Genomic DNA, 23,218 nt, shown 5'->3' with positions numbered 1-23,218 from the left:
GCAGTGACTATGGTGGCAGCAGCAGAAAGCTTTTTTGCAGTTGCCACCATAGCCTCTGCTGCTCAAAAGCTTATCCTGCAGTTTCGTAATTAGCTGTTCAGGACATCTGTGTCCGGAAGAGCAATAGTAATAAATTTTTGCTCTTGGTCGTACACTCCCTTTTCTCCTGTAACAGCAGCTGTTGCTGTAGTTGAAGCTTTGGTTCAGGTGATTTTCCCGGTTTGTGCAAAACTTTAGAACTATCTGCAGCAGCAGTTTGTACGGCTAGAGCCCGCCACGTATTTTTGTGGATAACTTTAACTTTGAACACCTCTGCATGAAAAGGCCCTTTCGTACCGGCATGGGTAAGCTACTGCTGGCGCTAGTGCTGCTGGGCTGTCAGCCGCGTGTCTGGCAGGCAACCCCGGGCCTGGTGCAGACGGAGGTGCCTGTCGATAAGTCCATTCCTGCCGATGCTGCGACGGAGGCTATTATTGCGCCCTACCGTGCGCAGTACAACGCCAACATGACGGAAGTGCTGGGGACTGCTCCGGAAGAATTAACGAAAGGCGATTACCAGTCGCCGCTGGCCAATTTTGTGGTGGACCTGCTCCTCTACCAGGGGCGGCAGCTGTACGGGCAACCATTGGATCTGGCTGTGACCAACAAGGGCGGCCTGCGGGCACCCCTGCCGAAGGGGCCGGTCCGGCTGGAGCATGTGTATGAAGTGGTGCCATTCGAGAATGAACTCGTGGTGCTTACCCTCGATGGTGCTACCGTGCAGGAGCTGTTCGATTTTGCCGCCGCCTCCAAAATTGCCCACTTTGCCAATGCAACTTACACCGTGCAAAACGGAAAAGCCACCGATATCAAAATAGGAGGTAAGCCTTTTAACCCAAACCGGACCTATAACGTGCTCACATCCGATTTCCTGCAGCATGGCGGCGACAACATGACCATGCTGGGCAAAGCACAGGCGTCCGCTAAAGTTGGTATGCTGTTGCGCGATGCCATCATCAAGCACATCCGGGAGCAGACAGCGGCGGGGCGGCCCATTACCGCCGACACCCGCTCCCGCGTTACGGTTCTTCCTTCACCCGCACCCTGACCATGAAACGACGAGACTTTTTAAAAACAACCGCAGCAGGGACGGCCGGTATTAGCCTACTCGGTTTCCCGTTTTCGGCAAATGCCGCCGGCGAACAGCTGAAACTGACCATCCTGCACACCAACGACCAGCACTCCCGCATCGATCCGTTCCCGGACGACGAGCGGCGCTATGCCGGCATGGGAGGTATGGCCCGTCGCGCCACCCTTATTTCCAACATCCGGCGGCAGGAGCCCAACGTGCTGCTGCTCGATGCAGGCGACATCTGGCAGGGCACGCCTTACTTCAACTTATTTGAGGGCGAGCTGGAGTACAAGCTCATGTCGGTGATGCAGTACGACGCGGCCACACTCGGCAACCACGACTTCGACAACGGCCTGGAAGGTTTGCAGCGCCAGTTACCACACGCACAGTTCCCGTTCCTGGTAGCTAACTACGATTTTTCGAATACCATTCTAAAGGACCGCTTTCAGCCTTACAAAGTTTTCGAGAAAGCCGGGTTGCGTATCGGGGTGTTTGGCTTAGGAATAGACCTGCAGGGACTGGTGAGTAAAAAGCAGTATGGCGAAACCAGATACCTCGACCCGGTGCAGCAAGCCCGCGAAGTGGTGCAGCAGCTCCGCGAGCAGGAAAAATGCCACCTGGTGGTCTGCCTTTCGCACCTGGGCTACAGCTACAAAACCGGTAAAATAGACGACAGGAAACTGGCTGCGCAGGTAAGCGGCATCGACCTGATCATTGGCGGCCACACCCACACCTTCCTGGAAAAGCCGGAAGTTGTGCGCCACGAAAACGGCCACGAAACCCTGATCAACCAGGTTGGTTTTGCCGGCATCAACCTGGGCCGGATCGATTTTACATTTGAAAAACAGACGAAGCGTAGAAGGGCTGTGCATACAGCGGTTTTACCTGTGGATAACCCTGTATTAACTTCGTGAATAAATAGTTTTTTGTTAAAAATTATTTGAGCAAATTTGTAACCCCCTGAAATTTATGAAGAGGTTTGTTTCACCCAACGGATCTGGTGTGCTTTGGAAAATTGGATGATAAAAGACTGTACGACTGTATGGAGTAACTGCCTGCAGGTGATAAAGGATAGCATTGGCGAACAGAGTTACAAAACCTGGTTTGAGCCGATTAAACCTGTGTCGCTTCGCGAGGGCGTGCTTACAATACAAGTGCCCAGCCAGTTCTTTTATGAGTGGCTGGAGGAGCACTATGTGGGACTGCTGAAAAAGGTTATTTACCAGGAACTGGGGAGCGAAGGGCGCCTGGAGTACTCCATCATTGTAGACCGGGGCAACGACTCCAACAAACCGCAGACGGTTAACATCCCGACCAAGAAAATACCGCAGGCTGTCGTTAATTCTTATAGACCGGAGCATAACTTCATTAAGAGCCCGTTCGAGTCGAAGACGATAGACCGGAACTTCCTGAATTCGCAGCTCAACTCGTCCTATACTTTCGAGAACTACATCGAGGGCGACTGTAACCGCCTGGCCCGTTCGGCCGGTTATGCAGTTGCCAACAAACCCGGCACCACCTCCTTTAACCCGTTGATGGTATACGGGGGCGTAGGGCTCGGCAAAACACACCTGGTGCAGGCCATCGGCAACCAGATCAAAAACAGCAATCCCGAAAAGTTTGTGCTGTACGTTTCTTCCGAGAAGTTCGTGAACCAGTTCATCGAATCGCTCAAGACGAACAACGTGCAGGATTTCGCCAACTTTTACCTGCTCGTGGACATCCTCATTATCGACGATGTGCAGTTCCTGAGCGGGAAAGAGAAGACGCAGGAAATGTTTTTCCACATCTTCAACCACCTGCACCAGTCTGGCAAGCAGATCGTAATGACTTCCGACTGTCCGCCACGCGACCTGAAGGGGCTGGAAGAGCGCCTGCTGTCCCGTTTTAAGTGGGGGCTGACGGCAGACCTGCAGAGCCCGGACTTTGAAACGCGCATGGCCATCATCCAGAAAAAGATGCAGAGCGACGGTATTTACATCCCCGACAACGTGGTGGAGTACCTGGCCTATAGCGTGGATACCAACGTACGGGAACTGGAAGGCGTGCTGATTTCGCTGATTGCGCAGTCGTCGCTGAACCGCAAAGAGATTGACCTGGAGCTGGCCAAGCAGGCGCTCAAACACATCATCGAAGATGTGGAGACGGAGGTGAACCTCGACTTCATACAGAAAACGGTGGCGGAGTATTTTCAGGTAAGCCTGGACTCGCTCAAAGCCAAGACCCGCAAAAAAGAAATTGTAACGGCACGGCAGGTGGCCATGTACTTCGCCAAAGAATTCACGAGCCACTCCCTTAAATCCATTGGCTACCACTTCGGCGGCCGCGACCACAGTACCGTGATCCACTCCGTTCAGACCGTCTCAGACCTGATCGATACCGATAAGAAATTTAAAGTAAGCATACAGGAACTGCAGAAGAAGTTTAAATCGAAGGCAGGGTAGGGGGCTTCAATCCCGGCTCCAAACAATCTGCTGCACCTGCCACCACAGCCTCTGCTCCTGTTAAGATAATCTGAAAAATAAAAAGCGCCATACTTTCCGGGTATGGCGCTTTTTATTTTTCAGCTGTGACAGTACTTACTGCTTATCCTGCAGTTTCCATCAAAAAGTTAAACCTTGCGGCCAGTTCCTGCATTTTTTCCTTCACTTTCTGTATGTCACGTTTCTTGCGTACCTGTTTCAGGTCCAGGTAAATTTTATCCCTGCTTCTGTCGATGATGCAGAGTGCCAGCGGCGATACTTTTACAGCTGCGATATCCGGAATAGCAGCAATTCTTTTGGACCGGAAAACGCCTCTTTTTACCACAATGTATTCAGAAGTGATCTCGATGTAAGACTGCACCCCGAAAATGGATGTGTTCTGCAGGATGACATACACCAGGAACATGAAGGCCAGCGCAAAAAAAACATAATGCAGAAACTTCTGCCCGTCTCCGGAATCTTCGGTTAAAAGCAGCATGGTAGCCCAGGCTAACCAGAAAAGGGTGAGCACTAACTGCACCGTAAACGAGAGCTTCAGCTTACGCGAAGGGCTTAACTGCACTATTAAAGAAGATCTTGCACTACCATTGGTTGGTGCCATACATGTAATTTGAGGTAAAACATAAGCGGCTGCAATATTCCGCAGCTGCAATATAGGAAATTTATTTTTTCAGCGTAGCCTGCACCGTCACTTCCGGCACAGCGGCAAGCGCTTTCGAAGCCGGGCAGTTGGCCTTCGACTCCTTCACCATCTCCTGGAAAGCAGCGTCTTCTACGCCGGGAATTACAGCCTCGGTAAAGAGTTCTATTTTCATAATGTGGGCGGCGCCGTCTTTCTGGCCCAGGTATACTTTAGCGTCTGATTTAACATATTCCGGTGAAAGACCTTTTTTCTCGGCTACGGAGCTCAGGAACATCGAAAAGCACCCTGAAAGGGCGGCCCCTATCAGTTCTTCGGGCGATGTACCATCTTTCCCCTCGCCAAAGCGGGTTTCAAATGAATATTTTGATTTTACCGTGCCGTTTCCTGTTGTTACTTCGCCGATACCGTCTTTCAGGCCTTTGTTCCATTTTGCTGTTGCAGAATGCTGTTTCATAGTTTTTTCTGTTTTTGATTTTAGTAAAATTTGGATTGATAAGTTAATGTATAAAATTAATTTCAAACTATATTCCTGTTTCCTTAAAATCTTGTGAGGCCTTTATGGCTTTAGAGCATGTTTAAATTCCGTCCTTTGCGCTGCAAATTGCCCGGAAAGGAACCTGACTTCATATTTTTCTCGCACCATAGCGCTGCTATGCTGCTCAAAAAACATTTCGTCAGAACCCTTCCCGAGCAATTTTCGCTTGCAAAAACGAAAATTAAACATGCTCTTAGGGTTAATCTGCCTATCTTTACCACACGGCAAAGAAAAATAATATGGGTGTAAGAGCATTGTTGAGTAAACCATTTGCGGCCTATGTGCATAAACAGCAGCAGCAATGGATGCAGCATCCGGTTGAAGCACAGCAAGCAGTCTTTAAGAAAATAATAAAGAAAGCAAAGCAAACCGCCTTTGGCAGCGATCATGACTTTTCGAAAATAAAATCGCACCAGGATTTTGTGAAGGCTGTGCCGGTTCGGGATTACGAAGGGCTGCTGCCTTACATGAAGCGCGTGAAAGCAGGAGAAGAGGATGTGCTCTGGCAGGGCAAGCCGCTGTACCTGGCCAAAACTTCCGGCACCACCTCCGGTACCAAATACATTCCCATTACCCACGATTCCATCTCCAACCACATCAACGGCGCCCGCGATGCACTGCTGGCCTATGTGTACGAAACCGGCAAGTCGCAGTTTCTGGATGGCAAGCTGATTTTCCTTTCGGGCAGCCCGGTGCTGGAAGAAGTGGGCGGAATTCTGACCGGGCGCTTATCGGGTATTGCCAACCACCACGTGCCGGGTTACCTGCGCACGAACCAGCTGCCCAGCTATGCCACTAACTGCATCGACGACTGGGAAACCAAGCTCGACGAAGTAATCCGGGAAACCATAAACCAGGACCTGACCCTGATCTCGGGCATTCCGCCCTGGGTGCAGATGTATTTCGATAAGCTGATGGAGCAGACGGGTAAAAAGATAAAAGATATTTTTCCGAACTTTTCACTCTTTGTGTATGGTGGCGTGAATTTTGAGCCTTACCGGCCAAAGCTCGTGGAGTCCATCGGCAAGCACGTAGATTCTATCGAAACCTTTCCGGCTTCGGAAGGCTTCTTTGCCTTTCAGAACCAGCAGGACGACAAGGGGCTGCTGCTTTTGCTCGACAGCGGTATCTTTTATGAGTTTATCCCGGTGGAAGAATATTTCAGCGCCAACCCAACCCGCCTGACCATCGGGCAGGTGGAGCCGGGGGTGAACTATGCACTGGTGCTCAGCAGCAACGCAGGCCTCTGGAGCTACTCCATCGGCGACACGGTTAAATTTACTTCCGTAAAGCCTTACAAGCTGCTGGTAACCGGTCGTATCAAGCATTTTATTTCTGCGTTCGGAGAGCACGTAATCGGCGAGGAGGTTGAAAAAGCCATGCACCATGCCGTACAGAAATTCCCGGAAGTGGAGCTGATCGAGTTTACGGTGGCCCCGTTTGTAAGCCAGGACAAAGGTAAATCGTACCACGAGTGGCTGGTGGAGTTTGCCAAACCGCCCCGCGACATGGATGCTTTCGAAAAAGAACTGAACGGGAAGTTGCAGCAGCTCAACACCTATTACAACGACCTGATAACCGGTCATATTCTGGACAACCTGAAGATAAAAGCCTTGCCTGCCGGTGCTTTCCGTAATTACATGAAGTCGCAGGGCAAGCTGGGAGGCCAGAACAAAGTACCCCGGCTCAGCAACGACCGTACCCTGGCGGACGGGCTTTTGAAAATAGCCGGCGTGTAGCTGCTGAATTTTATTTAATCAAAACCAAAAGAGGCCCGGCTTACCGTAAACAAAAGAAGTTTCGGTAGGCTGCGTCTTCACCAATACATGAAGAGAATTGCCATACTTGGGTCTACGGGCTCTATCGGCACACAGGCGCTGGAAGTGATTGCCGCCAACCCCGAAAGTTTTGAACTGGAGGTGATTACGGCGAACAATAACGCGGAGCTGCTCATAGCCCAGGCGCTGGCCTATAAACCCAATGTTGTTGTTATCGCCAACGAGAACCTGTACGACAAGGTGCGGGATGCGCTGCAGCACGAGCCTGTAAAAGTATATGCCGGCGCCAATGCTTTAAACGCGGTGGTAGAGATGGGCACTGTCGATATGGTGCTCACCGCCATGGTCGGTTATGCCGGTTTGCTACCCACTATCCGGGCCATTGAGGCCGGCAAACAAATTGCCCTGGCCAACAAGGAAACGCTGGTAGTGGCGGGGCAGCTGGTAACTGCACTGGCTAAAAAGAAAGGCGTGAACATTTACCCCGTCGATTCAGAGCACAGCGCGATTTTCCAGTGCCTGGCCGGTGAGTTTCATAACCCGATCGAGAAAATAATACTAACGGCATCGGGTGGTCCGTTCAGAGGCAAAGATGCGGACTTTTTGCGTACCGTTACCAAGGCACAGGCCCTGAAGCACCCGAACTGGGAAATGGGCGCCAAAATCACGATAGACTCAGCTTCGCTCATGAACAAGGGCCTGGAAGTGATTGAAGCGAAATGGCTCTTCGGCCTGAAGAATGACCAGATAGAGGTGATTGTACACCCGCAGTCCATCATCCACTCGCTGGTGCAGTTCGAGGACGGTTCCATTAAAGCGCAGCTGGGCCTGCCCGACATGAAGCTGCCCATACAGTACGCGCTGGGGTACCCGCAGCGGCTGAAGTCGGATTTCCCGCGCTTCAGCTTTTTAGATTACCCGCAGCTGACGTTTGAGCAGCCGGACCTTTCCACGTTCCGGAACCTGCAGCTGGCGTTTAATGCCATGGAGCGGGGGGGCAATATGCCCTGCATTCTGAACGCAGCCAACGAGGTAGCGGTAAGCGCTTTCCTGCGCGAAGAAGTCGGATTCCTGGAGATGTCGGATATCATTGAAAGCTGTATGGCAAAAGTTCCGTATATTGCGAATCCTTCGTATGAAGACTATGTACAGACGGATCGTGAAGCAAGGGAAAGATCGGCCGAACTGGTGCATAAATAGTAGCAGCGTAATCATAATTTTGTGTAGACCGGGTAAATAGCTCCCGAAAAGTGTAAATTTTATTTTTTAGATGGATATAGTAATAATGGTTGGCCAGCTCATACTGGGCCTGACAATTTTGGTTGGTCTGCACGAGTTGGGCCATATGCTGGCAGCCAAATGGTTCGGAATGCGTGTCGAGAAGTATGCGATTGGTTTTCCGCCAAAAGTTTTTAGTAAGAAGATTGGGGAAACAGAGTACATGCTGGGCCTGATCCCGCTGGGTGGCTTTGTAAAAATATCCGGTATGGTAGACGAGTCGCTGGATACGGAGAGCCTGCAGCAGGAGCCACAGCCTTGGGAATTCCGCGCCAAGCCCGCCTGGCAGCGCCTGATCGTGATGATGGGCGGCATCATCGTGAACGTGATCACCGGTATCGTGATTTACATTGCCCTTACCTACAACTATGGCGAGAGCTACCTGCCCGCCAGCGAAGCCCGCTATGGCGTAGTACCGAATGAGATTGGCCAGCAGATCGGGTTTCAGACTGGAGACCGAATTGTGGCAGTAAATGGCAAAGAGCTGGAGAAGTTCGACGATGTTTACTCCATGGACATGTTGCTGGGCCGCAATTCTTACTACACCGTAGAGCGTGACGGCAAGCGGGTAGACATCCAGGTGCCTGCCAACCTTATGGACCGACTGGCCGACAATAAAGAGCGCATGCTGTTTGTGCAGCCCCGCGTTCCTTTCAGGGTAGGATCGGTCGTTCCGAACAGTGCAGCCGAAGAAGCCGGTTTGCAGGCCGGGGATTATATCAACACTATCAACGGCGAGTCCGTGAAATATTTCCATGAGCTGCAGGAAACCCTGAAAAAATTTGCTGGCAAACCGGTTACCATTATGGTAGAACGCAACGATAAACCGGTTGAGCTGAAAGGGGAGGTAAACGAAGATGGCACCCTGGGGTTCCACCAGGAGCCGCTGCTGCAGTATGCTACCCGCGACTACAGCATTGGCGAAGCGATTCCGGTAGGCACCGGGCAGGCCTTTGGCGTTATCACGGCTAACCTGAAAGGCTTTGGCAAAATTTTCCGGGGCGAAGTGTCTGCTTCCAAATCGTTGAGCGGCCCCATCGGAATTGCACAAATCTTTGGCGATACCTTTAACTGGTTCAAATTCTGGTCAATTGTTGGCATGTTGTCGATGGTGCTGGCCTTTATGAATTTCCTGCCAATTCCTGCCCTGGACGGCGGACACGTGGTTTTTTTAACCTACGAGATCATCAGCGGACGCAAACCGTCGGATAACTTCCTTGAAAATGCACAAAAAGTTGGTATGGTAATTTTGTTAGGCTTAATGGCTTTTGCTATCTTTAACGATGTGTTTAAGATAATCTTCTAACAAAGATTTACTTATGATTGCCATCGTTCGAAACAAACTTTTTATCATCTCCATTTTTTGCTTAACAGCCCTGTCCATTGCCTCTCCTGCAGCCGGACAGCAACAGCTAAACCGGGAGCACGCTGTCGGAACAGACAGCGTGTACGAGGTAAAGCAGGGCGATACCTTTTACAGCCTCTCCCGCCGCTTCAGTATTCCAGTCGATTCGCTGCAAAATTGGAACGGCACAGAGCTACAGGCGGGGCAAACGCTGTACCTCTACCGTACAAGCTCCCGCCAGGCAACAGCCGGAAAGGAAGTTGCGAAGGCTAAAGCGCCTGCCACCGGTTCTTTTCCTCCTGTCACCAGTACCACAGCCTCGGCCACTCCAAATCCAAAAACGGCTGCTTACAAAACCAAAAGCAGGATTATGGTGATTCCGTTCGATCCGTACCTGTATTTTTCTGATGCCGACGACGAAATTGCAGCACATTCGCACGTTTCCCGTCCTGAGGTACGTTATGCGTTCCGGGGCAGGCTCGATGCGCTCCTCAAGCCGCAGGGCTACGAAACCATCCATATGCTGGGCGATATTTACCGTGATAGCGTGAATGAACTCCGGACTGTGTACAAAACGCTGCACTACAGTTACCAGGACAACAAGTCGTCGCGGTACAATCCGCAGCCGGTGGTGCAGGTTAAAAAGAAAGAAACGCCGCTGGAGTGGGCCATGCGCCAGAAAGAGAAACTGAACATCAGCGCGCCCGAATCGGAAGCGGTAAACGTAGCCCAGGACGCTAGCAAGCATTACGGCGTGGAGGTAAAAGATTCTACCTTCTTCGATTACTTCAACACCGTGTATGCTGTTGACTACTACGTGTTCATCAACCAGTTCGAGGTAAAAACCAATTACGAAAACTGCCTCGACCGGGCAGCCTGGAATTACGAACGCGACTTTTTTGTACACTATTCCATCTACAACAGCAAAGGCGAACTGGTGTCCGGAAACAAGATAAAAGTACCCTACCAGTCCAACATCAACGACCTCCAGCGGATTGTGAAAGACAACGTGCCTTCCATGGCCAAACGTGTGCTCGCCGACCTGCCGCCTGCCCAGAAGTAGTTTTGTCTGAACCTTTGATTTCCATTGATTTTACTGATTACACAGTTTGTTTTCGTTGGAGTAGGTATAAGCAACTCAAATAAAATAAACCGTTTCATTTCAATTCCACCGGTCGCTGACCTTGGTACAGGTGGCTCACAAGATTCCCCGGATCAGGTTCAGATTTTTCAACCTTCGGGAGGACAGGAAGGAGAAGAGCGTTATAGAAGCTGCTAAACTTAATTTTAGCATAATCAGCTTAATCCCAAAATAAGCTTCAATCCCGGTTCAGACCAAAAAAAATTCTGCTGCACCTGCCACCACAGCCTCTGCTGCTTCAGGAAGTGCTTCGGTGCTTGGCATAACAGCCGGCCGCAAGCAGCACCAGGAGCCAGCCGCTGATCAGGGTGGCAATTCCGTCCGTCAGCCTGATCTCATGAACCCGCACGAAAAGAGTCAGGAGCAGGAAACCAACGCCGCACAAAAATATCATCAGCCAAAAGCGCAGCCAGCGATTGCTGCCTTTGTCGCTCTCCGGAACCCGTACAGCAGGGCGCCTTTTTATATACCAGTACAAAACAGCTAATCCGATGATGGTGCTTGCGTGCTGGATAATTCTGCAAAGGGGGGCCGGATAGCCGAACAGGTATACAGATTTACACAGCAAGGGGAATAGGGATGCAAAGTAGCTGTGGTAATTTGTAAAGTTATCCCAGAAAATATGCGAGGCAGCGCCAATGGCAGCTGAAACAAAAAAGAGGAACCAGTGCTTTCTGAGGTACCGGTGCCAGTCAACTTTATGTACTGCAAGGGCTTTCGCTTTGAAATAAGGCGGCAGGTGTTGTACGACAACATCGCGCACCAGCACCTGATACAGCAGCGCCAGCAGAAAAGTGAGCGGGATATTGAATAAAAAAATGCCTCTGGCAGAGTGGCTGATCGCACTAAAGGTTTCCAGGCGGAGGAAATACTCAAAGTCTGGTGCCAGGCTGCCAATTACCAACCCGGTTGCTGACAGGCGGAAACGGTTGAGGAGGGGGAGAATGATAGCAGGATGGGCTGCAGTAAAAGGCATCGGATCATGAGTTGGCTACCAACTTATACCCGGTTGTGGTTTATCTGGTTTTATAAGCCTGAACTCAACCCTGCGGTTAATGCGTTTGTCTTCCTCTGTAACTTCAGGACGCAAGGGTTTGGTGCTGCCGTAGCCAATGGCTTCGATGCGCTCCAGCGGAATTGGCACTTTGTTGCGGATGTAACGGAGAATGGCATCGGCACGGTCCTGCGACAAGGCCAGGTTAAATTCGGGGTTGCCGGCGCCATCGGTGTGCCCTGCAATTTCGAGGCGGAAAGTCGGGTGGTCGACCAAAAAATAAGCAACTGCGTCCAGCGTTTCTTCCATCTCAGGTTTTATGGTGGATTCGTTCTGGTCGAACTCCAGGTTCTGGAATACCATCGGAATGCTGTAGTCGATCAGCGTGGTCATAATCTGGAAGGTGGTATCCTGCTGCAGCGACAGCTCCCGCTCCATGGTAAAAAATTCCGGGCCCTGGATGATCATCATGTAACGCGAATTATCGATCAGGTCAAACTCAAAGCTCCCGTCGGGGCGGATGAACTTGGAGGCAATCTCAATTCCGTTTTCCAGGTCGATCACTGAAATTACGCCCGACAGCGGCTTGTGCGTGATGGAATCGAGCAGAATGCCTTCTACTTTGGTAACCGCCAGCGGGTGCGCCTCCATGGGCAGCGGGAACGAGTAAAGGTCCAGGTTGTTGATGTCGCTGGCTTCGGAGCGGGCGTAGTACAGGTTCTGCGATTGGGAGTCGATGGTGAAATAATATTCGCAGCCTTTGCCGTTTACGAGTGGCCCGATGTTGCGCGGCTCCAGCCAGTGCCCGTTTACCCGGTAGGTTTTATAAATATCAAAGTCGCCGAAGTTGAGCAGTTGGCCACGTGAGCTGAAGTAGAGCACCTGGTAGAGCGGGTGGAAAAACGGGCTGACTTCGCTTTCGCGTGTGTTAATAACGGGGCCCATGTTTTTGGCAGGCGCCCACTCGCCGCGCTTGTTCCGGTAGGTGAAGTAAATATCAGAAAGTCCGAAGCCGCCCAAACGGTCGGAGGCAAAGTAAAGCGTGTCTTCGTTGGTGGACAGGGTAGGCTGCGAGTCCCAGCCGTTGCTGTTTACTTTGGGGCCCAGGTTGATGATATCCCCCCAGCTGCCATCCGTCTGCAACCGGGCCGAGTATAAGTCGCAGTTGCCATACCCGTCAGGCGATTCGCAGCGGGCGAAGTACATGGTCTGACCATCGCGTGTAAGGCAGGCGGAGCCTTCGTTGTAAATGCTGTTGATGGGTTTGCCAAACGACTGTGCCTCCTGCCAGTAGCCGTTTTCCTGTTTGGAGTAATACAGGTCTTCGTTTGCTTTGCCGTTTAGCCCCTGGAACAGGCGCTTAGAGGTAAAGATCATCACCTCGTTGTCTTTGCTCAGGGCCGGGCCGTAATCTTCGTGCTCCGAATTGATGGTGTTGCCCATGTTCAGGTACACCCCCTGCGGCGGTTTGAAGGTGGCAATGGTTTTGCGGTATTCTACCAGTTCGTAGTAATACTTCAGCGGCACATAATAGTCTGTGGAATTCTGTTCGAGCGAGTCGTAGTAGGATTTTACGCGGCGGGCATCGCTGCGGTGGTGTTTGAGCACCAGCCGGAACATAGCAATAGCCTCATCTTTTTTTCCCTGCCTGTCGTAAAGCTGCCCGAGTCGCCAGAGCAGGTTGGTGTCTTTATAAAAATTCTCGATTCCGAAGTTCCGGACGTGGCTTTCGAGCAGCGGAAGTGCTTTCTGGTATTGCTTCTGTTTTTCCAGTTTCTCTATTGCTGCCAGTCGTTTGCGGTTGCTATAGTACGGAATTACATTTAAATTAGGGAAATCAAGTGTAAATTCAGGATTAGGGGCTGTTTTTCTTGCTTTGGAATTCGGATTTTGTTGGAGCGGTACGTGCCGGTACTGCCCGAAGCCGGCAAACGGTATCAGAAACAAAAATAAAATAACAACCCCTGAAAGGCTTCTGCACGTCATCGACCTACGAAAGATTTAGCTAAAAACAAAGATATTGATTTCTGCTAAAACTTTGCTGTTCGCAAATAATAAATAATTTGTGGAAAGTTTGTCACAAAAGTGCAGGCAAAGAGTAAGACAAAAATGGCAATTACGCTACTGGCACAGGACTTGACACTATAGTACCACAACAGGAAAACAATACATTTGCACTCTTTTCTGCCAATATGGCATTACCATATATATGAACAACAAATTGCATAGCTACTTACAACAACTTTTACTGGCCGACAAAGCCGAAGATGAATTTGAAGATATACTTCCTGTTATCACGATAGATACCGACGAGGAGCCTTCCGTGGATAACTTACCTTCGGAGCTTCCCATCCTGGCTGTCCGCAATACGGTTTTATTTCCGGGGGTTGTGCTGCCCATTACCGTTAGCCGTAAAAAATCGGTGAAGCTGGTGCGGAAGGCACATAAGGGGGATAAAACAATTGGCGTGGTAGCGCAAAAAAATACGTCGAGCGACGACCCCATTGCCGAAGATTTGTTTGGCGTAGGTACGGTGGCCAAAATTTTAAAGATGCTGGTGCTGCCCGATGGCAACACCACGATCATTATACAGGGGCAAAGCCGGTTCAAAATTGATGAAGTAACCCAGGACGAGCCTTACCTGATGGCCCGCATCAGCTACTGCTCCGATACCTTCCCCAAAAAGAACAGCAAAGAAGTAAAGGCGCTGGTGCAGTCCCTGAAAGATGCAGCGGCTAAAATGCTGAAGTTGAGCCCTGATATTCCGCAGGAGGCGCAGGTGGCTCTGGATAACATCGACAGCCCCAGCTTCCTGACCCACTTCCTCTCCTCTAACCTGAATGTGGAGGTAGCACAAAAGCAAAAGCTGCTGGAGGTAAACGACGGCGTGGAACGCGGTACACATCTGCTGGAGCTGATGCTCCGCGAAATTCAGCTGCTGGAACTGAAACAGGAGATCCATACCAAAGTACATTCCGACATAGACCAGCAGCAGCGCGATTACTTTCTACGTCACCAGATAAAGATCCTGCAGGACGAACTGGGGCAGGAGGGTCCGGACCAGGAAATCCAGCGCTTTAAAGAGCGTGCCGAGAAAAAGAAATGGCCCGAGCATGTCGCCAAGCACTTCAAAAAAGAAATTGAGCGGCTCGGACGGCTGAACCCGCAGGCGGCGGAGTACCCGGTGGCGGTAAACTACATGGAGTTCCTGCTCGACCTGCCCTGGGAGGAATATACCAAAGACAACTTCAACCTGAAGCGCACCAAAAAAATTCTCGATGCCGACCATTATGGGCTGGAGAAGGTGAAGGAGCGCATCATCGAGTACCTGGCCGTGCTCAAGCTGAAAAACGACATGAAGGCGCCCATCCTTTGCCTGTACGGCCCGCCGGGGGTTGGTAAAACATCGCTGGGCAGGTCTATCGCCAAATCGCTGGGCCGCAACTATGTGCGTATGTCGCTGGGTGGTGTGAGAGATGAAGCGGAGATTCGTGGTCACCGCCGCACCTATGTGGGCGCCATGCCGGGTAAAATTATCAGCCAGATCAAGAAAGTCGGTTCTTCCAACCCAGTGATTATCCTTGACGAGATTGATAAACTGGCTTCCGATTTCAGGGGCGACCCATCGTCGGCGCTGCTCGAGGTGCTGGACCCGGAGCAGAACCACACGTTTATGGACAACTACCTGGATGTGGAGTACGACCTCTCCAAGGTGCTTTTTATCGCCACCGCCAACTCGCTCGAAACCATCCAGCCTGCCCTGCGCGACCGTATGGAGATCATTGAGTTGACAGGCTACACCATGGAAGAGAAAACCGAAATCGCCAAGCGCCACCTGGTGCCCAAACAGGTGCGGGAGCATGGGCTGCAGGAAGAGGACGTGAAGATGCCGAAACCCACTATCCAGAAGGTGATAGAAGATTATACGCGCGAGTCGGGGGTGCGGAGCCTGGAGCGGAAGATCGGGCAGTTGGTGCGCAACACCGCCAAATTGAAAGCGATGGAGGAGGAATATACGCCTGCCATCAAACCCGAAGATGTGGTGAAAATACTGGGGCCGGAGCAGTTCGACAAGGAAATTTACCAGGACATTGACACAGCCGGCGTCGTAACCGGGCTGGCCTGGACCTCGGTGGGCGGCGACATCCTGTTCATCGAATCCATCCTGAGCAAAGGCAAAGGCAAACTCACGCTGTCGGGGCAACTGGGCGATGTGATGAAAGAGTCTGCCATTACGGCTGTTTCTTACCTGAAAGCGCATGCCGAACTGCTCGACATCGATTACCGGGTGTTCGACCAGTACGACCTGCACATCCACTTCCCGGAAGCGGCTGTGCCCAAAGACGGACCTTCGGCGGGTATTGCCATCTTTACCTCTATTGCTTCGGTATTTACGCAACGCAAAGTACGCGCACGCCTGGCCATGACCGGTGAGATTACCCTTCGCGGAAAAGTGTTGCCGGTAGGAGGTATCAAAGAAAAAATACTGGCCGCCCGCAGAGCAGGTATTACCGACGTTATCCTCTGCCAGAAAAACCGCAAAGACATAAACGAAATCCCGGCACAATACATCAAAGACCTCAACATCCATTATGTAGACCGCGTGGACGAAGTAATAAAAATTGCGCTGCTGAAAGAGAAGGTGAAAAACCCGCTCAACATTACCGTGACGGAAGAAGTGAAGGGGGGGATTTAGTTATTGGTTATTCGTTATTGGGGAGGTCATTATGGTAGAATTGTAGGGGTACCCTTTACGGGTACCCAATCAGGTGTTGGTAGAATGGTAGAGAGGGAAACGGTTGTAGAGACTCGTGCACCGCGTCTCCTGCACGAATCACAGACAAACCATCCAATCCTGAAAATCCTAAAATTCTGTAAATCCTGATTCAGACAAAAAATCCTGGTAATCAGGTAATCTTTTAATCTTGTTCAGACAAACAATCACAAAAATCATTTCATCCTACCATCAACGGTCGCAGAGGCTGTGGTGGCAGGTGCAGATAAGGCCACATTAGGCTGTTACCTGTGCCGTTAATCAGAAAAATAGCTAATAATCAGGGATATTTTGATTATCTTGAAGAATGATTAAAAAAGTAAGCGCAAGCATTATCGTATTATTTTGTGCTGTTCTGGGAGCGCAGGCGCAGATAGGGGGGCAGCGTAGCTTTTCTTTTCTGGAACTGCCCAACAACGCCCGCCTGGCGGCGCTGGGTGGGGTAAACGTCAGCAACTGGAGTCATGATGTGAACATGGTAGCTTCAAACCCGGGCTTGCTGCAGGAGGAAATGGACGGGCAGCTGTCGCTTAACTACACCGGCTACCTCGCCGACATTACCCACAGCAACCTGGCCTATGCCTTCAATAGCGAGCAGCTGGGGCGCTGGGCAGTGGGGCTGAACTACCTGAACTACGGCGACTTCGTGCAACGTGATGCTACGGGTCTGGCAGAAGGAGAGTTTACTGTGAACGACTATTCCTTTAACCTGAGCCATTCCCGGAAGGCAGATGCTTTTACGATTGGCGCTACTGCCAGGCTGGCCGTTTCCAGTATGGCAGGCAACAAAGCAGTGGGCCTGCTGGCCGATGTGGGCGGCAGCTTTCACCATCCGGAAAAGGACCTGACGGTAGGGCTGGCATTTAAAAATATCGGCTTTCAAGTCAAGCCTTTCGATGGGGCGGAGCGGCAGCCTATGCCCTTCGATGCGCAGCTGGGCATCAGTTATAAGCCGGAACACATGCCAGTGCGCTTTTCCACGACCGTACACCGCCTTTACCAGTTCGACATCGTGTACCTGGACCCGGCAGAAAGAGGCCCTTTGGACGAGAACGGGAACGAGATTAAACCCGAAAAAAAACTGGCCGATAAAATTGCCCGTCACTTTGTATTCGGGGCTGAATTCCTGTTAAGCAAAAACTTTCAGGTGCGTGCGGGGTATAACCACTTACGCCGGAAAGAACTCCGGCTCGACACAGCTTCCGGCGGAGCCGGTTTTTCGGTTGGTGCCATGCTGCGCATACGGTCATTTGAGCTGAACTACGGAGCCGCCTTTTTCCACCCCTCCGGTGGCAGCCACTATATTACCATCAGTACCAACACCAATACCTTTCTGAAAAGAAAGAGCAGTTAAATAAATGTATACCAATTAACTTCAGGTTGATTTAAAATAATTGATGCAGATGTTAGATGCTATTGAACACTTAACGCCGGCCCAGATTGTAGCGGAGCTGGATAAATATATAATCGGGCAGCACGATGCCAAACGCAATGTAGCCATTGCCTTACGAAACCGCTGGCGCCGGATGAATGCCCCGGAAAGCATTCGCGGCGAAATCGTGCCCAACAACATCCTGATGATAGGCGCGACCGGTGTTGGTAAAACCGAGATCGCCCGCCGCCTGGCCAAAATCGCCGATGCGCCCTTCACCAAAGTAGAAGCTTCAAAGTTCACGGAAGTAGGGTATGTGGGCCGCGATGTGGAGAGCATGGTGCGCGACCTGGTGGAGCAGGCTGTGAACATGGTAAAAGCCTCCAAGAAAGAAGCCGTAAAGCAGAAAGCCGCCGAAGTAGTCGAAGACATTATCCTGGATGCGCTCATTCCGCCTATCCAGGGCCGCAACGCGTCGCCGGTTTCCCTTACCTCCGACCCGAACGCCATGCCCGATACGGATTACGAGCTCAATGAGCGTACCCGCGAAAAGTTTCGGGAGAAAATTCAGAAGGGCGAACTGGAAGACCGCAAAATCGAGATCAAAGTGCAGCACAACGCCATGCCTGGTGTAGGTGTGATGGGACCTGGGATGGACGAGGCTTCCATGATGAACATCCAGGAGATGATCAGCGGAATGATGCCCAAGAAAACCAAAAAACGTAAAGTCACCATCGCCGAAGCCCGCAAAATTTTATTGGAAGAAGAAGCTGCCAAACTCATCGATATGGATGAGGTGAAGGAAGAGGCTATTTTCAAAGCTGAAAACTCCGGGGTTATTTTTATCGACGAAATTGACAAGGTAGCCAGCGCCAGCAACAAAGGCGGCAGCGGACCGGATGTAAGCCGCGAGGGGGTGCAGCGCGACCTGCTGCCCATCGTGGAAGGCAGCACGGTAAACACCAAGTACGGCATCATCAACACCGACCACATCCTGTTTGTGGCGGCAGGTGCGTTCCACGTGGCCAAGCCATCCGACCTGATTCCCGAGCTACAGGGCCGTTTCCCGATTCGTGTGGAGCTGCAAAGCCTGACCAAGGACGATTTCTACCAGATTCTGAAGTTCCCGAAAAACGCGCTCACGAAGCAGTATGAGGCGCTGTTAGCCGCCGAAGACGTGGAGCTTTCCTATACCGACGAAGCCCTGGAAGAGATTGCCGCCATCGCCTTCGAAGTAAACTCTGAAGTAGAAAACATTGGTGCCCGTCGTCTGCACACGGTCATGAGCCGCCTGCTCAACGACATCTTGTTCGACGTGCCCGACAAAATAGGTCCCAATGCCAAAATCGTCGTAACCCGCGAAATGGTGCTGGAAAGGCTGTCGGATATGGTACGCAACCGGGATCTGAGTCAGTATATACTGTAGTTTAGGAGTTAGAGAGTTTAGGAGTTTGGGAGTTAGAAAGATCAGGAGCGTTACTGCTAATTTCTGACTTGTGGAGCCATAACATTTTACCTATTTTAAAGCTGGTGTTTCTGTGGTGGCAGGGGCACCAGTTTTTTTCTGTAGCTGTGGATTACGCTATAACCTTTCGAAGCAGAATAGCCGTATGTTTTAGCACAAAGCTCTTTAACTTTCTAACTCCAAAACTCTCTAACTCTTTAACTCGAATGAACTACTACATCATAACCGGAGCCAGCAAGGGCATAGGGAAGGCACTTGCTGAAGAACTGTTGCAGGACAAAAACAACAGTGTGATTGGCGTGTCGCGGAGCAGCACCCTTAAGCACCCGAACTACCGCTACCAACCCCTGGACTTTTCTGACATAGAAGCCGTAGAGCACAACCTGCACAAGGTGTTTCTGCCGTACAAAGATGCGGAGCGGCTGGTGCTCGTCAACAATGCCGGTGTGCTGGGCGACATCGGGTATGTAGGCGAAGGAATGCCGAACGAGCGCTTTGAATTTGTGTTTGATGTAAACGTGATTGTGCCTGCTATGCTCATGAATACCTTCCTGCAGACCTACCGGCAGCACCAATGTGAAAAAGTGATCGTCAACATCAGTTCGGGTGCAGGCAAGTATCCTGTGGATGGCTGGGCCAGCTACTGCGCCTCCAAAGCTGCGCTCGACATGCTCTCCCTCACAATACAGAAAGAACAGGAGGTGCGGGGCACCGGTGTAAAAGTGTTCTCGCTCTCTCCGGGTGTAGTCGATACCGACATGCAGGAGCAGATCCGGGACTCGGATGCGGAGCGCTTCAGCACCGTGGAGAAGTTCCGGGAGTATAAAGCACACGGCGACCTGGTATCACCGGAGGCCGTTGGTAAAAAAATAGCTAATTTCCTGCAGCAAACCGACGAGTACAACGAAGTCATCGTGTCGGTCCGGGACATGTAGGTGCTGGCTGTTTTACTAGCAAAGGCTCTAACGCGAAAAAAATCTGCTGCACCTGCCACCACAGCCACTGCTCCGCTGCGTTTTCTGTTTTTATTTCTCTGGTACTGTTAACCTTCTGCCTCGCCCCAACGCGGGGCTTTTTTATGTAGCGGTGCTACAGAATATCTAATCAAGTTTTTTTCATTCACAAGTAAATTCCACCTCCTGTCAATCCGGAGGCATCTTGTGGGCTAGCTGCTTTATGCCGACTACAGGAGATAGTAAACTTACTGTAGCATTACCTCCGATATATGAAGCATAATTAATATACTTTGCTAATTTGGTATATTTATGCTAATTTTCTATACTTGTAACTAACAAATGTATGTTAGAAAAAATACACGCCATGTTATTATGAAACATCCTCAGTGTCCCCGTTGCGAAGCCCAGGATGTGGTGAAGAGCGGCATTGTGAACGAAAGGCAGCGGTACCGGTGTAAGAAGTGCAGTTACTATTTTACGGTTAACAAGCTTGGTAAGAACATCGACAGCTACTACGTCACCAAAGCCCTGCAACTGTACATCGAGGGAATAAGCCTGCGGGAAATCGAGCGCATCCTGGGCATCAGCCACGTGTCGGTGATGAACTGGGTGAAGAAGTATAAAATCAAGGCGCCCGAGCAAAGCGGTTATCATCCTACCTACAAGATATTAAGCCATGCCGAACTGGTAGCCTACATGCAGGCAGCGTCTAACCTAAGTGGTGCCGGTATGATTGTAACAGAACTGGGCGATAAGTATATGTTGATCAGGTGGAAACGCTTTAAAGAGTAGTGCTCAATCAATATGATACTTAGAAATATATACTGACTGTGAAACTGTCCCCTTGAGGGGACTATAGGGGTGTTAAAGGCTGGAGAAGTGGCCAAAACAAGTCAACAAAGAAATCCCTCTGATGTAAACACCCCTCTTGCTCCCCTCAAGGGGAGAATTTTTTTCTAACGATTAATTTGGTCGAGCAGTAGGTAGAGCAGCTATAGTAAGTTACCAAAAAAATACACTCCGTTGCGTTTTCAGCTTCTACTTCCTTAATCTTATGGCTTGATTCCAAGGTGTTGCTTTCCCGAAATCAAGTATCAAATGTCTTTTCCAGGATCTTCAACGCCGGAATTAAGGTCGGAGAGCTGGAAAAAAAATCAGGATGCGGAAAGGCAGTCGTGTTGGCTCAAAGAGTACATCAGCTAAAAAATATACACTAAAACAATTAAGTGACGCAGGAAAAATGGAGCAAAAACAAAAAATGCAGCAATACTGGCAACGCAATGTCAGGATTTTATTAACCCTGTTGGGTGTCTGGTTTCTGGTTTCTTTTGTGTGCGGCATTCTGCTGGTCGACCAGCTGAACCAGGTCAGGATTGGCGGCTTTAAGCTTGGGTTCTGGTTTGCCCAGCAGGGCGCTATCTACTTTTTTGTGCTCATCATTTTTGTTTACGTGATGCTCATGAACAAGCTCGACCGCGAATTTGATGTACACGAAGATTAAGCAGCCACACCTAAAAGAACTAAAATCATGGGAATTTTAACCTGGACCTACATCATCGTAGGCATCACCTTTGCCATTTATATCGGTATCGCCATCTGGTCGCGGGCCGGTTCAACAAAAGAATTTTATGTAGCAGGCGGCGGCGTCTCGCCTATGGCCAACGGTATGGCCACGGCAGCTGACTGGATGTCGGCGGCCTCGTTTATCTCGATGGCGGGCCTGATTTCCTTTATGGGCTACGACGGTTCCGTTTACCTGATGGGCTGGACGGGGGGCTATGTGCTGCTGGCCCTGTTGTTGGCGCCCTACCTGCGCAAGTTTGGTAAATTCACGGTGCCTGATTTCGTGGGCGATCGCTACTATTCCAAAACCGCCCGCCTGGTGGCGGTGATCTGTGCCATCTTCATCTCCTTTACCTATGTGGCCGGTCAGATGCGCGGTGTGGGCATCGTGTTCTCCCGCTTCCTGGAAGTGGAGATTGAAACGGGCGTAATCATCGGGATGATCATCGTACTTTTTTATGCCGTACTGGGCGGTATGAAAGGCATTACCTATACCCAGGTGGCGCAGTTCTGCGTGCTGATTTTTGCTTACATGGTGCCGGCTATTTTCATCTCGCTCATGCTCACCGGCTCGGCAATCCCACAGATTGGCCTAGGCAGCGAACTGAAAGAAGGCGGTTATCTGCTCGACAAACTGGACGGTATGCTGACTGAACTGGGCTTCGCCGCCTACACCGACGGCAGCAAAGCAACCATCGACGTGTTCTTTATCACCGCTGCCCTGATGGTAGGTACTGCCGGGTTGCCGCACGTAATCGTCCGTTTCTTTACCGTGCCTAAGGTACGCGATGCCCGTAAATCAGCCGGTTATGCGCTCGTGTTTATTGCCATTCTTTATACAACCGCTCCGGCAGTTGGTGCTTTCGGGATGTACAACATGCTCAACACCACGGTTAACCAGCCCATCAGCTCCATGCCGCAATGGGTAACGAACTGGCAGAAAACTGGGCTCATTGGCCTGGAAGATAAGAACGGGGACGGCCGCATTCAGTATGTGAAGAACCCGGAGGCGAACGAGCTGAAAATAGACAAAGATATTATGGTGCTGGCCAACCCCGAAATTGCGCAACTGCCAAACTGGGTAATCGCCCTGGTAGCTGCAGGTGGTCTGGCTGCGGCACTCTCCACAGCTGCGGGTTTGTTGCTGGTGATCTCCACCTCCATTGCGCACGATCTGCTTAAGAAGTCGTTCATGCCGGAAATATCCGAGAAAAAGGAACTGATCGCAGCACGTGTGGCGGCAACGCTGGCCGTGGTAGTGGCCGGTTATTTCGGTATCTATCCGCCGGGATTTGTAGCTGAAGTAGTAGCCTTTGCCTTCGGACTGGCAGCTGCTTCCTTCTTCCCGGTTATCATCATGGGAATCTTCTCCAAACGTATGAACAAGGAAGGAGCCATAGCCGGTATGGTAACCGGTTTGCTCTTCACCATCGCCTACATTTTATACTTCAAGTTTATTAACCCGGCAGCTAACATACCCGAGAACTGGATTTTCAGAATTTCGCCGGAAGGAATCGGTACGCTGGGCATGGTGCTGAACTTTGTAGTATCGTTTACCGTGTCCCGCTTCTCGCCGCCGCCGCCAGTCGCTATTCAGGAACTGGTGGAGGATATCCGCGTGCCAAGAGGAGCAGGAGAGGCTGTGGCGCATTAGTAACTGTAACTCTAAACCCGGTAGGTTTTTAAAACATTGTTGTCCGAAACCTTAGCCAGAAAGAATAAGCTGGTCGAGTAGTTTAGGATTTCCTTTGCAAAGAATTACAATATCTCTGATAATATC

The 23,218-nt window shown here is 50.8% G+C and carries 18 protein-coding genes; 14 read left to right on the top strand and 4 right to left on the bottom strand.

Going from position 1 to position 23,218, the window contains the following annotated elements:
* The first annotated feature begins 316 nt into the window (after nt 1–316).
* From DCW36_RS13965 to dnaA, 3 genes are all read left to right on the top strand, one after another.
* Nucleotides 317–1,087, top strand: a complete 771-nt coding sequence (locus DCW36_RS13965; RefSeq protein WP_240676185.1) for a 5'-nucleotidase C-terminal domain-containing protein — start codon at nt 317–319, stop codon at nt 1,085–1,087.
* 2 nt (nt 1,088–1,089) lie between these two features.
* Complete coding sequence (locus DCW36_RS13960) at nt 1,090–2,025, top strand: metallophosphoesterase (protein ID WP_114784253.1); 936 nt, start codon at nt 1,090–1,092, stop codon at nt 2,023–2,025.
* Between the two features lie 105 nt (nt 2,026–2,130).
* Entirely contained in the window at nt 2,131–3,555 is a 1,425-nt protein-coding gene (dnaA, locus tag DCW36_RS13955) for a chromosomal replication initiator protein DnaA (RefSeq protein WP_114784251.1), read from the top strand.
* Nucleotides 3,556–3,697: 142 nt separating this feature from the next.
* On the opposite strand, the gene DCW36_RS13950 is transcribed toward dnaA, so the two are convergent.
* The gene (locus tag DCW36_RS13950; protein ID WP_240676184.1) at nt 3,698–4,195 is read right to left on the bottom strand and encodes a hypothetical protein; all 498 of its coding nucleotides are present in this window, start codon (nt 4,193–4,195) and stop codon (nt 3,698–3,700) included.
* A 61-nt stretch (nt 4,196–4,256) separates the two neighbouring features.
* The gene (locus DCW36_RS13945; RefSeq protein ID WP_114784249.1) at nt 4,257–4,691 is read right to left on the bottom strand and encodes an OsmC family peroxiredoxin; all 435 of its coding nucleotides are present in this window, start codon (nt 4,689–4,691) and stop codon (nt 4,257–4,259) included.
* Between the two features lie 320 nt (nt 4,692–5,011).
* Here DCW36_RS13945 and DCW36_RS13940 point away from each other — a divergent pair, with 320 nt between their 5' ends.
* The 4 genes from DCW36_RS13940 to DCW36_RS13925 all read left to right on the top strand — a co-directional run bounded on the left by DCW36_RS13940 (nt 5,012) and on the right by DCW36_RS13925 (nt 10,236).
* On the top strand, nt 5,012–6,511 hold the full coding sequence (locus DCW36_RS13940) for a GH3 auxin-responsive promoter family protein (protein ID WP_114784247.1): 1,500 nt from the start codon (nt 5,012–5,014) through the stop codon (nt 6,509–6,511).
* Between the two features lie 87 nt (nt 6,512–6,598).
* Entirely contained in the window at nt 6,599–7,750 is a 1,152-nt protein-coding gene (locus tag DCW36_RS13935) for a 1-deoxy-D-xylulose-5-phosphate reductoisomerase (RefSeq protein ID WP_114784245.1), read from the top strand.
* Nucleotides 7,751–7,820: 70 nt separating this feature from the next.
* Complete coding sequence (gene rseP, locus DCW36_RS13930) at nt 7,821–9,134, top strand: RIP metalloprotease RseP (protein ID WP_114784243.1); 1,314 nt, start codon at nt 7,821–7,823, stop codon at nt 9,132–9,134.
* 13 nt (nt 9,135–9,147) lie between these two features.
* Nucleotides 9,148–10,236 carry a LysM peptidoglycan-binding domain-containing protein gene (locus tag DCW36_RS13925; protein WP_114784241.1) on the top strand — a complete coding sequence of 363 codons (1,089 nt, stop codon included), beginning with the start codon at nt 9,148–9,150 and terminating at the stop codon, nt 10,234–10,236.
* A 316-nt stretch (nt 10,237–10,552) separates the two neighbouring features.
* On the opposite strand, the gene DCW36_RS13920 is transcribed toward DCW36_RS13925, so the two are convergent.
* Together DCW36_RS13920 and DCW36_RS13915 are read right to left on the bottom strand one after the other, a co-directional pair.
* Nucleotides 10,553–11,290: a DUF4184 family protein gene (locus DCW36_RS13920; RefSeq protein WP_114784239.1), complete on the bottom strand. Its 738-nt coding sequence runs from the start codon at nt 11,288–11,290 to the stop codon at nt 10,553–10,555.
* Between the two features lie 15 nt (nt 11,291–11,305).
* Entirely contained in the window at nt 11,306–13,255 is a 1,950-nt protein-coding gene (locus DCW36_RS13915) for an OmpA family protein (RefSeq protein ID WP_240676183.1), read from the bottom strand.
* A 262-nt stretch (nt 13,256–13,517) separates the two neighbouring features.
* On the opposite strand from DCW36_RS13915, the gene lon reads away from it, so the two are divergent.
* The 7 genes from lon (at nt 13,518) to DCW36_RS13880 (ending at nt 23,092) form a co-directional block, all read left to right on the top strand.
* On the top strand, nt 13,518–16,004 hold the full coding sequence (gene lon, locus DCW36_RS13910; RefSeq protein WP_114784235.1) for an endopeptidase La: 2,487 nt from the start codon (nt 13,518–13,520) through the stop codon (nt 16,002–16,004).
* A gap of 385 nt (nt 16,005–16,389) precedes the next feature.
* Complete coding sequence (gene porQ, locus DCW36_RS13905) at nt 16,390–17,436, top strand: type IX secretion system protein PorQ (RefSeq protein ID WP_114784234.1); 1,047 nt, start codon at nt 16,390–16,392, stop codon at nt 17,434–17,436.
* 49 nt (nt 17,437–17,485) lie between these two features.
* On the top strand, nt 17,486–18,880 hold the full coding sequence (gene hslU / locus DCW36_RS13900) for an ATP-dependent protease ATPase subunit HslU (protein WP_114784274.1): 1,395 nt from the start codon (nt 17,486–17,488) through the stop codon (nt 18,878–18,880).
* A gap of 245 nt (nt 18,881–19,125) precedes the next feature.
* A complete protein-coding gene (locus tag DCW36_RS13895) occupies nt 19,126–19,854 on the top strand; it encodes an SDR family NAD(P)-dependent oxidoreductase (protein ID WP_114784232.1) in 729 nt (242 codons plus the stop codon).
* 393 nt (nt 19,855–20,247) lie between these two features.
* Nucleotides 20,248–20,667 (top strand): IS1/IS1595 family N-terminal zinc-binding domain-containing protein, encoded by a 420-nt coding sequence (locus tag DCW36_RS13890; protein ID WP_164891138.1) that lies wholly within the window; start codon nt 20,248–20,250, stop codon nt 20,665–20,667.
* A 448-nt stretch (nt 20,668–21,115) separates the two neighbouring features.
* Nucleotides 21,116–21,376 (top strand): DUF4212 domain-containing protein, encoded by a 261-nt coding sequence (locus tag DCW36_RS13885; protein ID WP_114784228.1) that lies wholly within the window; start codon nt 21,116–21,118, stop codon nt 21,374–21,376.
* Between the two features lie 27 nt (nt 21,377–21,403).
* On the top strand, nt 21,404–23,092 hold the full coding sequence (locus DCW36_RS13880) for a sodium:solute symporter family protein (RefSeq protein WP_114784226.1): 1,689 nt from the start codon (nt 21,404–21,406) through the stop codon (nt 23,090–23,092).
* Nucleotides 23,093–23,218 lie beyond the last annotated feature (126 nt).

The organism is Botryobacter ruber (assembly GCF_003347595.2).
GTDB lineage: Bacteria > Bacteroidota > Bacteroidia > Cytophagales > Hymenobacteraceae > Pontibacter > Pontibacter ruber_A.
Note: the sequence above shows the minus strand (reverse complement) of the source record. Positions and strands in the feature narration are given on the sequence as shown.